The sequence below is a fragment of the Shewanella algicola genome (assembly GCF_014648035.1).
In the GTDB taxonomy this organism is placed as follows: domain Bacteria; phylum Pseudomonadota; class Gammaproteobacteria; order Enterobacterales; family Shewanellaceae; genus Shewanella; species Shewanella algicola.
Genome location: NZ_BMQI01000041.1, coordinates 17,168 through 33,334, shown reverse-complemented (window position 1 = coordinate 33,334; position 16,167 = coordinate 17,168). Strand labels below are relative to the sequence as shown.

Sequence of the window (16,167 nt, the reverse complement as noted above, 5' to 3'; positions counted from 1 at the left end):
AAAGGCTGTTTCGAACAGTTATTGTTTTACGGCTGATAAAGGCAATAAACTCATAACTTTGTTGGCTATGTCGATGTTGTCTTGGTGACCGCTAAATAACCTTGCCCCTGGGCCAGATGAAAATACCTGAACGTCAACCGCAGTATGACCGCCGCTGGTCCAGCCGGTGTTAGAGTGCACATCAATTAATTTACGCAGTGCAATGGTTAATGGTGCATTACCTTGCATACGCGCATTGTCTAATAATGCGTATTCAGCTTCTGTTGGCGTAAAGCCGATGAGTGTGGCAATAACGTCTTGCCAATTGTTGTCTGCAACAGCACGCGCGGCAATTTCATCAGGGCTTGCTTTGACTTTATGCAGTACTGCGGGGTTCCACTCATATTTGTCGTTCGCCCCAACAGACAAGCCGCCAGTATTATGATCGGCTGTGATTACGACCAAAGTGTCTTTGCTTTGGCGTACAAATTGTTCAACCACTTCAATGGCTGCAGCAAACTCGTCCATTTCACCCATTGCGGTAGCGATGTCGTTACTGTGGCCAGCCCAGTCAATTAAGCTTCCTTCCACCAATAATACAAAACCTTGTTGATTTTGCGAAAGCAGGTCGATGGCTTTTTGCGTCATCTTGCTGAGTTTATGACTTTGATTGTCGTTAATGGCCCAAGGTAATTGTACGTCGGCAAAGAGTCCTAATACCTTAGGGGCGCTTATTGCATCAAGTTGCGAAAACTCGTTGATGTGCTGATAACCTTTGGCTGTAAATTGAGCCAATAATGAATCAGAGAAATATTGTTGTCCGCCGCCTAAAATGACATCGGCGTCAGAGTTTAAATAAGACTCTGCAATGTCGATGTAGTTTCTACGACTTTCGTTATGGGCCAAAAATGCCGCAGGGGTAGCATGGTTAACCTGTGAGGTTACTGCGACTCCGGTTGCTAACCCTAATGTTTTGGCTTTTTCCATTAACGTTGGCAGCGAACGTTTTTCAGTATCGACAGAAATGGCACCGTTGTAACTTTTGAACCCGGTAGCGAGCGCGGTAGCCGATGCAGCTGAGTCGGTTACATAGCCACTGACTGATGCGGGATAGGTACTCGACATACCAACCAGTAAGCGATCAAACACCGTTTGTTCTATCTCTTCGGTTTCAGGGTTATCTTTGTAATAGCGATAGGCCGTAGTGTACGCAGGCCCCATGCCATCACCAATCATAATAATGATGTTTTTAGGTCTGGCTGGTCCTGCCGTTGGTACGTTGCTATTTGCCGATCCAGTCACCGCAGGACTTATCATTACATCATTTGCCAATACACTTGCCACACTAAGGCAAGGTATTAGCAATAAACAGCTTAATGAGCGTTTACATGTCGTTAAAAAATCCATGATGCATCCTAACTGGTTAAGCGTTAATACGGGCTTCAATGGCATCCATCAACATACCGGTGATGTTGACATCAAATGCAGCTTCAATTTCTTTAATGCATGTTGGGCTCGTGACGTTGATTTCTGTCAGCTTGTCACCAATGACGTCTAAACCGACAAAAATTAAGCCGCGTTTTTTGAGTTCAGGACCAATTGTGCGGGCTATTTTCCAATCGCTTTCTGAAAGAGGTTGGGCTAAGCCACTGCCGCCTGCGGCCAAGTTACCACGAGTTTCGCCTTTCATTGGAATACGTGCCAAAGCGTAAGGGACGGGTTCGCCATCAACCACAAGGATACGTTTGTCGCCTTGAGTGATCTCAGGAATAAACGCTTGTGCCATAGCATATTGCTGACCATAGTTGGTTAATGTTTCAATAATAACACCCACGTTTGGATCGTCTTTTTTCACTCTAAAAATAGAGGTGCCACCCATGCCGTCTAATGGCTTAAGGATGATATCTTGCTTTAATTGGTGAAATGCACGAATACGTTTAGCATCACGAGTCACAATGGTCTCTGGGGTAAATTCAGAAAACCATGCCGTGAATAGCTTTTCGTTAGCATCACGTAAACTTTGTGGTTTGTTAACGATTAATACGCCTTCTTCTTCGGCGCGATCCAGCATATAAGTTGCGTAAATAAACTCTGTATCAAATGGTGGGTCTTTACGCATTAATATGACATCAAGGTCGGCTAATGGCGTGTCTTCGGCTTCACCTAGGGTAAACCACTCATTAGCATCTTGCTTAACGGTTAACGGACGCATGTTTGCCATGGCTTTGCCATTGACCATTGCCAGATCGTGCATTTCCATATAAAACAACTGATAACCACGGGCCTGTGCCGCTAATAACATCGCAAAGCTTGAATCTTTTTTGATGTTAATGTCGCTGATTGGGTCCATTACAATGCCGAGCTTAATCATGGATATTTCCTTTATATTAGGGAGGATAGCGGTTGAGTTAACCGATATCGCCAAATTTAACTTGTAGTGCGGTAATCGCGGTTAGCGATGCCGTTTCGGTGCGCAGTACGCGAGGGCCAAGTAATATATCGGTGAAATGGTGGGTTTCAGTCATGGCGATTTCTTCATCTGACAAACCACCTTCAGGGCCAATTAACAGTCTCACTTTGTGATTCCCTGCATCTAATTGCAAGCCATTTATACCGTGTGATGCGCGCGGATGTAAATTGAGCTTAACTGCATTGGTTTGTTCTTCACACCATTGCGCGAGCGTCATGGCTGGGCGCACAACAGGGACTATGCTGCGACCTGACTGCTCACAGGCGCTGATAACAATCTTTTGCCATTGCTGCAGTTTTTTCTCTAGGCGTTCACCGTTCAGTTTAACGCCACAGCGGTCAGAAAAAAGCGGTGTAATTGTGGTCACACCAAGCTCTACTGATTTTTGTACAGTAAACTCCATGCGATCGCCACGCGAAATAACCTGACCTAGGTGTAAATCAAGCGGTGACTCACTGTTGTTGGCTTCACAGTTTAAGACCGTGACAGTGATGGATTTCTTACCGGCATCGATAATTTCGGCTAAATAATCATTGCCGTCGCCGTTAAATAAGCTGATATGGTCGCCATTGCCCATACGCAATACTCGGCCAATGTGCGCGACGCCGTCATCATCTAACGCAACGGTTTGCCCTTGCTGTAGGTTGTCTATGGGCTGGTAAATGCGTGGAACTCTCATCAGTGGTGACCTTCTATCATTTATGGCTCAAGTCAGTATGGGTTATTCAATTAATGGAGCAAGCCGTTATTTTGGCATTGTTTGAGTACAAAATCATTATGATTACCTTGGCGAGAAGCGATTAAACTATCACGTTGGCATTCTGTTACCTTTACTGGGAACATTTTGTCCCAGGCGTTAAATAGTTTTTGCTGACTGCTACTGATTTGTAATCCATATGTTTGTTGCATATAAAAATATGTGCGGGCGATTTGGCCGCGAGCACGCGCGGGTGGTTGTACCTTACGGCCTTTAAAGTCAACTATCATTGCGCATTGACCGTATTGGTCTGCTTTTCCATTCCAATCACTAAAGCGATAATTACTGCGATCACCGTTTACCTCACCGATGGCAGGCACTAAATTGTGTAAATCAGCTTCCATCTTTTTAAACTGATCATTGTTTTTACCACAATTTTTTCGGCCACCGTCTTGCCAGCATTGTAGCTGATGGCCAAATTCCCATGCGGGTACCACGTGTTCCCATTCAATTCGATTTGCGCGGATGATCTGTTTGCGAACGCTATAGCCGCACGTTGGATGGTCGGCTTGCCAAAGCTTGCCACTAATGGCGATATCACAACCACAATAAAAGGTGCTTAAAGGAAGATTTTGCTGGTAGATTTTCTTGGCAATGGTTTTTGCTTTGCGAAAACTACTCGGATGCTCTGCAGCCTGAACGGTAGTAAAAAAAATGCCGCACGAAAGCGACACCCAAAAAAGCCATGAGTGATAATAAGATAAGCGCAAAATAAACCCTAAAAATAAACTGAAAATCGTCAGGACTGTTGTTCTTTTGAATCACATTAGAAACAAAGCAGGCCCTTATTGCGGAGTTAATCCGTCATTTTGCGCTGATGTTAAGGCATAGGGTGCGATGACGCAATTGATAAAATGTTATGCGTTGATGGCGCTGAGTTTTATTGCACTGATTGAAGTGTTTGTTGGCAGCGACGACAGCGATATTGAGTTTGGCCACGCACCACTCGATTATGCCGTCTAATAGAAAGCGTGGTGTTGCCACAACCACAAAAATAATCAAATTGTTGCCCATTTACCGATTGAATATTCAGTTGATGGGTGGTTTTTGGCGCCACGTTAAAAGTGGATAGCATGATGCTTTGCCATTCTTTGCCATGGGGTTTTACTCGGCCAAACAGCTGGTAACAAAGTAAGTGGCTAATTTCGTGTGGCACCACTTCAGCCAAAAACACGTGTGGGTTTTCGGCTAATAATACTGGGTTAAAGCGTAAGCGATTGGTTTGCAAATGGGCGGTGCCGGCACTTTTTCCGCGTAAACTAAATTGCACTACAGGGCGTGGAAACGGGCGGTTAAAATGACGTTCAGCATGTTGGTAATCGCTTTCTACTTTATCGAGTATTTGCTGTTGCAAAGCTGATTTGGCCGAGCAAGATACTAATGCTGCTTTGGTGCTTACTTTGGGTTTGCCCAACGCGGCTTGTTTGGCTGACGTAAAATTAAATAGATTCTTTAACATGGCTTCATTCTTGGCTTGAGTAGCGTTTGCTACTCAAGCGCTTGGGTAGCAATTCAGGTTATGCCGTTACAAGCTCGTCGCAGCTGCAGCAATCATGGCCTTAATTTGCTCAACAATGTCTGATTCAACTTGCGCATCATACCCTTTTATTCGCGGAGTATGAATGTGCCCTACTGGCAAAGTTAAATTAAATTGGTCGCGCAATAATATGCTGCGATAGGAGATTTCATTCGACAAGTAACCGCCGCCAGAGCCTTCAACAGAGATTTCATTTTGCAACTCGGCTAATGACGATGCTAAAAATTGCCCGCGTGAAAGGGTTCTAACCTGATGGTTGTCATTCACTGTCCAGTGGCCTTTTACAGCTTGCATTAATTCAACCGGCAATGAGAACTCAACAAATTCAGGGCCATTCAATTTACCGTCGCTTGAAGTACCACTGGTAAACAATGGTGATTTGGGATGTTTAAAACTGGCACCTGTTAATACGTTTAAATTATCGGGAGCATCGGCACTACGGTTGCGAGCAGGAAAGCGTTCAATATCAAAGTTCTCACGCCCCATACTGACGGTAAATACCATGTCTAAGCTGTTTTCGCGATAAAACGGTGTCAGTAATGATTCAATGATTCCGTTGTCGAAATCGCTAAAACGAACGGGGATCATCACGGTTTCAATTTGGGCTGTTTTACCATTTACTGTAAAGCGGTAACCATCTAGGGTAAGTGCGGCCAATCCAGAAGGATTGCTCTGGCCAATATTGCGGTCTAAAAAGAACGGATCAAAACCGGTAAGTAGAATATTAATTTGAGTGTTTGGATCAAACTCGATGTCACTAAAACCACGTGATGATTTTTCAACGGTTTTGACTAAGATTTCGCGTTGCCAATCGGCAATATTAAATCCTACTTTATCCTGCTTAAGTGTATTGCGCATGTTCAAGCGGCTCCAATACAGCGAGCGGTCGTCATGATAACCAGATTGCACATCTCTTACTGCTTGTTGCCATAAACGGTGGCCTTGTTGAGCAGCCATTTCGGTTACCGACAATTCATCCGTCGCACGTTGCAGTTTAACTTCTAGTGTGTCGTTAATTGCTTGGTAGCGATTAACCACTTGCGGCAGGGTTTGGCCTGCTTTTGATACGCGCATCTCTTCGATATTTTTCGGCAGTTGTCCAGAAATGACAGAATTAGAAAAAGTGAGCAATGCCAATGAACTTAACACTACTAAAGTGTTGCACTTAATCATCACGGTTCCTTAAGGTCATCAGGTGACCCTATTATGGTTATGTTTACAATCTTTAAGGGTATAAGTGACAGTTATATCACAGTTATAGCAGCGACTTAACTGTTCATTAGTGGATAAATGTTATCGCGTAGTTCATTTTGTAGCGGCGTTAAACCTAATGTTTTATCGTGATTGAATCGTTATATTGTATGCGATTTCAGCGTTGGTTTTTTATAATCAATATGCCAGTAGGGCAAACAATCAATTTGATTACCCCATCATCGAATGCAAAGATTCTTGGCTGGTGTAACGTTTAGTGAAAAAGTCTAAAAAGGCACTGATGTTGCTGGCGAGCTGGCGCCTACTTGAATACACCCCGTACACTTTAAACGATTCCATTGGCCATTCTTGTAAAATAGGCACTAGGCTGCCTGATGCTAATTCTTGCTTGCAGCTGGTGTTCGATAACATGGCAATGCCATAATCATCGAGCGCTAATCGCTTTACCATACTGGCACTGTTTACCCGTACTTTACGTTTGAAGGTCGCCATCATTTTGCGGTTGCCTTTACCTAATGGCCAAATCGGGGCCGAAAGTGTGGTACCTAATAATATGCCATTATGTTGGGCAAGTTCTTGTGGCGTAGCCGGGCTATTATATTTTTTGATGTAACCCGGGCTTGCTACTAAAATGGGTTGGCGTTCAAACAATAATCGGGCAACTAAATCCGATGACTGTAATGGACCATATTTAATGGCGATGTCGTAACCTTCGCCCACTAAGCCAACATCGTTATCGGTAAACTGAATGTCGAGTTCAATGTTAGGGTAAAGTCGCATAAAGCTTGAGCATAAATGACCAATCACATCTTGAGAAAATGATACTGGGATGGCAATGCGTAATGACCCTGAAATATCGGTATGGGTATTCTCAATAATCGCCTTGGCGGCTTCAATCTCGTGACTAATGGAATCGCAATGTTGATAAAACAGTGCGCCAACTTGCGTTAAGCTCAAATTTCGGGTGTCGCGTTGTAATAAACGCACCCCGAGTTGCTCCTCTAACTGGGCAACTTTACGACTTATTGTTGATTTAGGTTGTCCGATGTCTCGTGCAGCTTGGGAGAATCCTTTGGCTCTTACCACCGCTGCAAACAGCATCATACCGTTCAAATCGGGCATTTTAGTCTCACTGTCTCATTTATGGAACAAAGCGTCCAAGGTAGTTTATATGGTAATTTGCCTACTAACAAAGTTATATTTACGAGCTATAAAAAATTTCAGAGGCTATATAAGCAGAGGATCTAAGGATGACCAGCAAAAAGCAGCCCGCTAACAAGACTCAAGCACTATCGGCTGACCCACTTTTCTTACAAGCTGAACACTTGGCTAAAGATTTTTCATTATTTCCTGCTCATAACAAGCAGAGTTTATCTGAAGAAGTGAAAGGACTATTAAATGAAGACGCAATACAAGCTAATTTAAAAAGCTTAGCGTCTTTAGATGTTGACGGTTACGTGACTAAAGTCATTCAACCAACACTGGATAAAAACCGCCCAGGTGCGAAGCGTATGATCGCAGACTTGAAAGGCAAAATTATTGCCGAAAGTCATGCGGGCCCGTTTTATCGTGCAGAAGTTGAGCTTGATTTTGGTACGCGTACTCGTCGTATCGGGTTTATTGCTCAAGAGCGTACAACCGCCAATGGCGCGTGGATGCCTGAGCATCACCTCGCAGCGTGTAAAGCGATCCGTCACTTTGCTCAGCTGTCGATGCCTATTGTGTACTTAATTGATACACCAGGTGCTGATGCGGGTGAAGTCGCGAACAGTCAAAACCAAGCGCACACCATTTCAAAAGCGATTGCAGAAAGTGCCAATGTTGATGTTCCTACTGTCGGTATTGTGATTGGTGCAGGTTATTCTGGTGGTGCGATTCCATTAGCTGCAGCTAACATTTTATTGTCGGTTCGTGATGGTATTTTCAACACGATTCAACCGCAAGGTCTACAAAGCATTGCGCGCAAGTACAACTTGTCGTGGCAAGAATGTGCCAAGTCTGTAGGTGTATCGCCAGAAGAGTTATATACCTCTGGTTGTATTGACGGCATTGTCGACTTCTCTCCGTCGGATAAAGACGAGCGTCAGCATAATTTGCGCCGCGCCATTATTAGTTCTATTGAAGCTGTAGAGCGTGCAGCAATCAACTTCGTGCGCGACTCTAGTGATTTAAAAGAGCATTACGACCGCAGTTTACAGCGTTTCTTAACGCCGTCTAAAAACCTGCTAACGCTAGAAAATAATACTCGTTTATCGGTCGCCAGTGACCCGACCATGTACCACAATATTTTTGGTAGTGCGTATCGTTATTTGCGTTACCTAACGCTGCGTAGTCGTATTCAATCGATTTCGCTAGAGCAGTATGGTCGTTTATCTAAAGTTAGCGTACCTGAAGGTGACTTGCTAGAGCGTATTAAGCAAGAGCAAGAGCGTGTATTCCAGGCATGGTTAACTAACCCTGACAAACTGGTTTACGACGAAGAGCTTAACAAGCTTTGGACCACTTTTAGTGCTAAACGTGGTGAAATATCAACTGAACGTAACATGATTACGCGCTTTATTTTGGGTGAACCAAAAGAAAACTACAAAAAAGCACGTAAAGCTCTGTTATTTAACATTGGTTGGTCTTTGTATCACCGTTGGAAGAGTAACGCAGCAAACAACTTTAATGGTTTAATTAAGTATTTAGAGTCATTACCAAAGTCGACAACTCAAGCGCCATGGCCTGAGCTAAACCAATTGACGGTATTGGATGTCGTGGTTAACGATGAGCTGCGCGAAGACTTTATTTGGCAGTGCCATAATGTGCTGATTTTTAACGCGTTATATGACAACGTGGTGGGTAGCTTAGCGTCGATTTCGAAAGAAGCGATGATGTCTAAAAGCTTGTCTCGCGAATCTGTTGATAAGCTATTACATAAGTCTATCGACCATGCGTTATCAACTAACGACAAAGCCAACGACAAGAACAAGTTCTATAAGTGGCTTAAATACTTTATGGATCAATCTAACCGTGCTGAACTATTAACACGGGTAGAGCAATGGAAGAGCGTGGGTTTCCCACAGCTAAACGATTCATTATTCGTTATTTTAACTTACTTCTTTGAACGTTTGTTGCCTGAGTATTTTGACAGTGAAGAAGATCACGACAAATACACCGGCACAATTAACCCTGTGCGTATTGGTCGTCGTAAGGATTTCTGGAACCGCTTGACCATGGGTTACCAAGACTTACTGATCCAAAAAGTGCTTCGCGAAGAGAAAAAGCAAGGCAAGATGGGTTGGGAAAATGTCATCAAACAGTTCTTTACTAATTTTGACGAAGTTGATGCCGACAAAATGTCTGCTAACTTGCTTAACTTCCCAGGATTCCGTTTATCGATTGAAGATGCCATTGATAAAAAGATCCGTCCTTGTGGTTTGATTACCGGCTTAGCTGATTTTGATAACAATGGCACTAAGCTGCGCGTAGGTGTGGCGGTTTCAAATACGGCATTCCAAGCGGGTGCGTTTGATATGGCCAGTGCTGAGAAATTCAGCGCGTTATTAATTGAATGTGCTAAGCGCAAGTTACCGGTGATTTGCTTTATCAGCTCTGGTGGTATGCAGACTAAAGAAGGTGCTGCGGCGCTATTCTCAATGGCTGTAGTTAACGACCGTATTACGCGTTTTATTCGTGATAACGAATTACCTGTATTGATGTTTGGTTTTGGCGACTGTACCGGTGGTGCGCAGGCGAGTTTTGTGACTCACCCATTAGTGCAAACCTATTACTTGTCTGGCACTAACATGCCGTTTGCAGGCCAAATGGTAGTACCGGCTTATTTACCGTCAACAGCAACGCTATCTAACTACTTGTCTAAAGTACCGGGCGCGATGACGGCATTGGTGCATAACCCATTCTGCGAAACACTAGATACACAACTATCTGGAATTGATCCGTTAATGCCGTTACCCACGGTTAATATTGAAGAGGTGATCAGCAAAGCATTATCTTCACTTGTGCCAGAAATGGTAGAAGTAGAAGAAGAGATTGTGCAAGATGATCCACGTACTTTGATGAAGCCAATCGACAAGGTATTAGTGCATGCTCGTGGTTGTACTGCGGTTAAATTGATCCGTAAAGCACACGATAACAATATCAATGTGGTATTAGTGGCGTCAGATCCTGACATGACCTCAGTACCAGCAGACATGCTGAAAGAAAACGATAAACTAGTTTGTATTGGTGGTAACACATCAGATGAAAGTTACCTTAATGCTTACTCAGTCTTAAAAGTCGCTGAGTATGAAGATGTAGACGCATTACACCCAGGTATTGGCTTCTTGTCTGAAAGCCCACAGTTTGCTGCATTATGTGTGAACAACGGCGTTAACTTTGTTGGCCCAAGTGTGCACTCAATGACAACCATGGGTAACAAGTCTAACGCCATCCACACCTCACAGGCGCACAACGTGCCAGTAGTGCCTGGTAGTCACGGTATTTTGACCAACGCAGAACAAGCGGTAAACGTGGCCTCTGAAATTGGTTACCCAGTACTGCTTAAAGCGGTACAAGGTGGTGGCGGTAAAGGTATTCAGGTTGTTAAGCGCTCTGAAGACATGATTGGTTTATTCCAAAAAACCGCAACCGAAGCCGCGGCAGCATTTGGTAATGGTGACTTGTATTTAGAGAAATACGTTACCTCTTTACGCCACATTGAAGTGCAGTTATTGCGTGACAAGTTTGGTAATACCAAAGTGTTGGGTATTCGTGACTGTTCAGTGCAACGTAACAACCAGAAAGTGATTGAAGAGTCTGGTTCTACAATGTTACCTGAAGAGCTTAAGCAACGTGTGATGGAATACACTCGTGCCTTAGGTGATGCAACTGATTACATGGGCGCGGGTACGGTTGAGTTTATTTATAACCTTGACGCAAATGAAGTGTACTTCATGGAAATGAATACACGTCTGCAGGTTGAGCATCCTGTAACCGAAGCGACTTCTGGTATTGATATTGTGAGTGCTCAGTTTGATATTGCCGCTGGTCGTTCAATTGAGAAGTTAGAGCCTGTTGAGCAAGGTTATGCGATGGAAGTGCGTGTCACTGCAGAAAAAGCGGCGCTTGATAGCCAAGGTATTCTGCAGTTGATCCCTAACCCAGGTAAGATTACAGAATGCGTTATACCACAACGTGACTATGTCGAAATTATCTCGATTGCTGAAGCCGGTAAAGAAGTATCGCCATATTACGACAGCTTAATCGCGCAAATTATCATTCGTGGTAAAGACCGTGCCGATGTCGTGGCTAAAATGTACGCTTACTTAGACAGCGTAGTCATTAAAGGTATTGCGACTAACATACCGTTGTTAAAGTTGATCCTTAAAGATCCGACTTTCAACGAAGGTGTGTATGACACTAACTACTTACCACGTTTAATGGCTGAGTTAGACATTCCAGCATTGATTGCTGAAATGGAAGCTGCTGCAGAAGCTATGCCAGTGGACACTGAATCTTTGCGTGTTGGCGAAAGTAACGAGCTTAAAGTCTTGGCACAAGGCGCAGGTATTTTCTATACCTCTCCAGCGCCTGGTGAGGCCGACTTTGTTAAAGAAGGTGATATCGTAACGGTAGAGCAAACGCTTGCGCTGATGGAAGCGATGAAGATGTTCTCTCAGGTCACATTAGCCGGCTTTAACCGTCAAAGCGGTGTGTTATATCCTGAAGATCAAAAGTATCGCATTGAGCGAATTCTCAATAGCAATGGTCAACAAGTCTCGCAAGGTGACTTACTGTTTGTGATATCGCCTGTTGAGGCTTAACTCGCACTCGTGATTGTTGAATAACATACCCGCCAATTGGCGGGTATTTTTTTGTCATACTTTTGTTGGTATATACTACACTTTTTACGAGGTACACTTTTCGTCCAAATACAATTGGGTGTAGGCATTGTTTAATCGTAAGAGAATGATATTACTCAACACACTCCGCATATTCGTATGTATGTGCATTGGTCTTGGCATGACGCCATCCGTTTTTGCTTTTGCAGAAGCCGCTATTTCGGCTACCTCGCAAAGTAACCCGATGATCCGTTATTGCGTTGACCCAGATTGGCTGCCTTACGAGGCTATTATAGACGGACGTCATACTGGCATTTCATCCGATTACCTCAATCTCCTAGCCGACTATACTAATTTACGTTTTGAGTTGGTACCTACTTCATCTTGGCGGCAGAGTTTAGAACTACTGCAACAAGGTGAGTGTGAACTGACGCCTATATTAAATCAAACCCCTAAACGCGACGAATACCTGTCATTTAGTGATGTATTCTTTAAATCGCCTAATGTATTAGTCTCTCTTAAAACTCAGCCTTTTTTACAAGGATTTGAACATATTGGTCAACGTACGCTTGCCATCCCGAAGGATTATCGATTAGTTGAATACATTCAACAGTTTTACCCTCATATCAATACAATGCTGGCTAAGACAGAAAGAGAAGGGCTGGAAAAGGTTGCTAATGGCGACGTTGACGTGTTTGTAGGGTCTATGTTTTCAGTAAATGCCTATATTCAGCAGCATGGGCTGACATCGTTAAAAATTGCCGGGTGGGGTGGGCCAGAAGATGAGCTCAGAGTAGGGGTCATCCATGCAAAAAAAGGCTTACTCCAGCAAATTAATGCCGGACTTGCAAAAATCACTCATGCTGATCATATCGCGATTTATAAAAAATGGCACAACATCACAGTGGTTGAAGACATAGATTACAGCCTAGTTTTTCAAGTCATTGGCGCTTTAGGACTGTTTATTCTCTTTTTACTTTATCGGACGGTATGTGTCACTAAGTACAACTTTCATCTTACTGAAAATAATAAAGAACTACAAAAATTGCAGCATGAGTTAGAAAGAAAAAACAACGACCTGGATTTTTTAGCGCAACACGATCCGTTGACTAAATTGTATAACCGACATTATTTCAACCAAACCTTTTTGAACGACGAGCGTGCATATGGCAATGACCGTGTGAGTCTTGTGATCATCGATATCGATTTTTTCAAAGCCATTAATGACATGCACGGTCATGTCGTGGGCGACAAAATATTGGTACAGGTTGCTCAAGTGTTGCAAGCATCGGTTCGCGATGGTGATGTTGTGGCTCGCTGGGGAGGAGAAGAATTTGTTATTGTTTGCCAACATGTTGACATTCAAGGTGCCAAAGAGTTGTGCCAGCGAATAGCCCAAGAACTTCAAGATTTTTCATTTGATAACAATATTAAGGTCACCTGCAGTTTTGGGATTGCCATGCTCGGAGAAAACGAAGCAATTCAACTTTGTTTTGAACGTGCCGACATGGCGTTATTACAAGCTAAAAGAACAGGTCGTAATCGATATTGTTGTGCTTAATTTTGCGTAAACCTTAATGAACCCCCTCTAAAATCATCATGTCTTTTTGGTGTCATTAACGATAATTACGTCGTTTTTCTCCTAGAAGACCATTTTTATGAATTTTAAATGAAAAAAAATAATAGATTAAAAAATAATCTATTATTTTTTAATCTATTGTTTTATAGAAAATAACTGCACTTTTTTTGTGTTTTTTCTGCTAAAAACAAATAAATATTGCACCAGCCATTTGCGCCCAGCAAGGTTCCAATTTACAATATGCGCCTTAATAACCTGATGTGCGGTGTGTCGGTTTTTTTCGCATGCTCCGTCTACTTCTTAAACTAATCATTAAAGTTGAATCATGACCGAATTATCCAAATACAGAAACATTGGTATCTTCGCTCACGTTGACGCGGGTAAAACCACGACCACCGAGCGTATCCTTAAGCTAACCGGTAAGATCCATAAGATCGGTGAAGTACATGATGGTGAATCAACCACTGACTTCATGGAACAGGAAGCTGAGCGCGGTATTACCATCCAGTCAGCAGCAGTAAGCTGTTTCTGGAACGATCACCGTTTCAACGTTATCGACACCCCAGGCCACGTTGACTTCACAGTTGAAGTTTATCGTTCTCTTAAAGTGCTTGATGGCGGTATCGGTGTATTCTGTGGTTCAGGCGGCGTAGAGCCACAGTCTGAAACTAACTGGCGTTATGCTAACGATTCTGAAGTTTCGCGTATCATCTTCGTAAACAAGTTAGACCGTATGGGTGCTGACTTCTTACGTGTTGTTAAGCAAACTAAAGACGTTTTAGCGGCTAACCCACTGGTTATGGTTCTACCAATTGGTATCGAAGACCAATTTACAGGTGTTGTTGACCTATTAACTCGCAAAGCGTGGGTATGGGACGAAACTGGACAAGCTGAAAACTACAAAATCGAAGATGTTCCAGCAGACATGGTTGACCTGGTAGAAGAATACCGTGAAATGTTAATCGAAACTGCTGTTGAGCAAGACGATGACCTAATGGAAGCTTACATGGATGGTACTGAGCCATCAATGGAAGACATTAAGCGTTGTATCCGTACTGGTACTCGTACAATGGCATTCTTCCCAACATACTGTGGTAGCGCATTCAAAAACAAAGGTATGCAGTTATTACTAGACGCAGTTGTTGATTATCTACCTGATCCAGTTGAAGTTGATCCACAACCTTTAACTGACGAAGAAGGTAACGAAACTGGCGAATTCGCAATCGTTGACGCAGATGCTCCATTAAAAGCATTAGCATTCAAGATTATGGATGACCGTTTTGGTGCATTAACATTCGTACGTATCTACTCAGGCCGTATCAAGAAGGGTGACACCATCCTTAACTCTGCTACTGGTAAAACTGAGCGTGTTGGCCGTATGGTTGAGATGCAAGCAGATGAGCGTAACGAATTAGATTCAGCACAAGCTGGTGACATTATCGCTATCGTTGGTATGAAGAATGTTCAAACTGGTCACACTTTATGTGATGTTAAACATCCTTGTACTCTTGAAGCAATGGTATTCCCAGAGCCAGTTATTTCTATCGCTGTAGCGCCAAAAGATAAAGGTGGCAGTGAGAAAATGGGTATCGCTATCGGTAAAATGATTGCAGAAGATCCATCTTTCCGTGTAGAAACTGACGAAGATTCAGGCGAAACCATCCTTAAAGGTATGGGTGAGCTTCACTTAGACATTAAAGTCGACATTCTTAAGCGTACTTACGGTGTTGACCTAATTGTTGGTGAGCCTCAAGTTGCTTACCGTGAAACTATCACTAAAGTGACTGAAGATAGCTACACGCATAAGAAACAGTCTGGTGGTTCTGGTCAGTTTGGTAAGATTGACTATATTATCCGTCCTGGTGAGCAAAACACTGGTTTCACGTTCAAATCATCAGTTGTTGGTGGTAACGTACCTAAAGAATTCTGGCCTGCAGTTGAGAAAGGTTTTGCTAGCATGATGAACACCGGTACTGTTGCTGGTTTCCCTGTGTTAGACGTAGAACTAGAACTAACTGACGGTGCTTTCCACGCAGTTGACTCGTCAGCTATCGCGTTTGAAATCGCTGCTAAAGGTGCATTCCGTCAGTCTATGCCTAAAGCCGGTGCGCAACTTCTTGAACCTATCATGAACGTTGACGTATTCAGCCCAGATGACAACGTTGGTGATGTTATCGGTGACTTAAACCGTCGTCGTGGTATGATCAAAGATCAAATGGCTGGTGTGACTGGTGTTCGTATTAAAGCTGACGTACCGTTATCAGAAATGTTCGGTTATATCGGTTCACTACGTACTATGACTTCAGGTCGTGGCCAATTCTCAATGGAATTTGCTCACTACTCACCATGTCCTAATAGTGTTTCTGAAAAAGTTATTGCTCAAGTTAAAGAGCGTAAAGCAGAAGAAGCTAAGAAGTAATTCTTAACTGCACTAATAAAAACCGTTGCCTAGGCAGCGGTTTTTTTATGCCTGCAATAAGCGGTTTGAAGCTACGCTGATAGTGTTTGCTCAGGTAGTACCAAATCCTGGCATTTTCGCAAAAAGTGCAATTTTACTGCGGATTAGTATCATGCGAATTGGTGTCATGCATTAGTATCAATATTATACCATTGTGCATTAATAAGTGACCACTCAGAATGCGTCCAGCGGTTTTTGATTAAGGCATCGCTATGTAGTAATGGTGTTCCCTTTCAAATAGCGAGAACGCAAAGCAAAAGCTGTTGGGGCATTCCTTTCAGGCGAGTTTTAAAAGGGCTTACACATGCGTTGCATGACTTCGAAAGAGAACAACTATTCTGTCATACGCCTTG

At 43.2% G+C, this 16,167-nt stretch carries 10 protein-coding genes; 3 read left to right on the top strand and 7 right to left on the bottom strand.

Features of this window, described 5'->3' with window-relative positions; genetic code table 11:
• Positions 1-18 precede the first annotated feature (18 nt).
• From IEY42_RS16165 to IEY42_RS16135, 7 genes are all read right to left on the bottom strand, one after another.
• Positions 19-1,296, bottom strand: a complete 1,278-nt coding sequence (locus IEY42_RS16165; protein WP_229780110.1) for an alkaline phosphatase — start codon at positions 1,294-1,296, stop codon at positions 19-21.
• 106 nt (positions 1,297-1,402) lie between these two features.
• Entirely contained in the window at positions 1,403-2,350 is a 948-nt protein-coding gene (gene gshB, locus IEY42_RS16160; RefSeq protein WP_188926202.1) for a glutathione synthase, read from the bottom strand.
• A 37-nt stretch (positions 2,351-2,387) separates the two neighbouring features.
• Entirely contained in the window at positions 2,388-3,128 is a 741-nt protein-coding gene (gene rsmE / locus IEY42_RS16155) for a 16S rRNA (uracil(1498)-N(3))-methyltransferase (RefSeq protein WP_188926201.1), read from the bottom strand.
• Positions 3,129-3,178: 50 nt separating this feature from the next.
• Positions 3,179-3,880: an endonuclease gene (locus IEY42_RS16150; protein WP_188926200.1), complete on the bottom strand. Its 702-nt coding sequence runs from the start codon at positions 3,878-3,880 to the stop codon at positions 3,179-3,181.
• A 206-nt stretch (positions 3,881-4,086) separates the two neighbouring features.
• The gene (locus tag IEY42_RS16145) at positions 4,087-4,665 is read right to left on the bottom strand and encodes a SprT family zinc-dependent metalloprotease (RefSeq protein WP_188926199.1); all 579 of its coding nucleotides are present in this window, start codon (positions 4,663-4,665) and stop codon (positions 4,087-4,089) included.
• Positions 4,666-4,731: 66 nt separating this feature from the next.
• The gene (locus IEY42_RS16140; RefSeq protein ID WP_188926198.1) at positions 4,732-5,916 is read right to left on the bottom strand and encodes a PA0049 C-terminal domain-containing protein; all 1,185 of its coding nucleotides are present in this window, start codon (positions 5,914-5,916) and stop codon (positions 4,732-4,734) included.
• Between the two features lie 249 nt (positions 5,917-6,165).
• On the bottom strand, positions 6,166-7,077 hold the full coding sequence (locus tag IEY42_RS16135) for a LysR family transcriptional regulator (protein WP_188926197.1): 912 nt from the start codon (positions 7,075-7,077) through the stop codon (positions 6,166-6,168).
• Between the two features lie 128 nt (positions 7,078-7,205).
• On the opposite strand from IEY42_RS16135, the gene IEY42_RS16130 reads away from it, so the two are divergent.
• The 3 genes from IEY42_RS16130 to fusA all read left to right on the top strand — a co-directional run bounded on the left by IEY42_RS16130 (position 7,206) and on the right by fusA (position 15,775).
• Entirely contained in the window at positions 7,206-11,759 is a 4,554-nt protein-coding gene (locus IEY42_RS16130) for an ATP-binding protein (RefSeq protein ID WP_188926196.1), read from the top strand.
• 199 nt (positions 11,760-11,958) lie between these two features.
• On the top strand, positions 11,959-13,338 hold the full coding sequence (locus IEY42_RS16125; protein WP_229780108.1) for a diguanylate cyclase domain-containing protein: 1,380 nt from the start codon (positions 11,959-11,961) through the stop codon (positions 13,336-13,338).
• Between the two features lie 343 nt (positions 13,339-13,681).
• Positions 13,682-15,775, top strand: coding sequence for an elongation factor G (gene fusA / locus IEY42_RS16120; RefSeq protein WP_188926195.1), 2,094 nt, complete (start codon positions 13,682-13,684; stop codon positions 15,773-15,775).
• Positions 15,776-16,167: the final 392 nt, after the last annotated feature.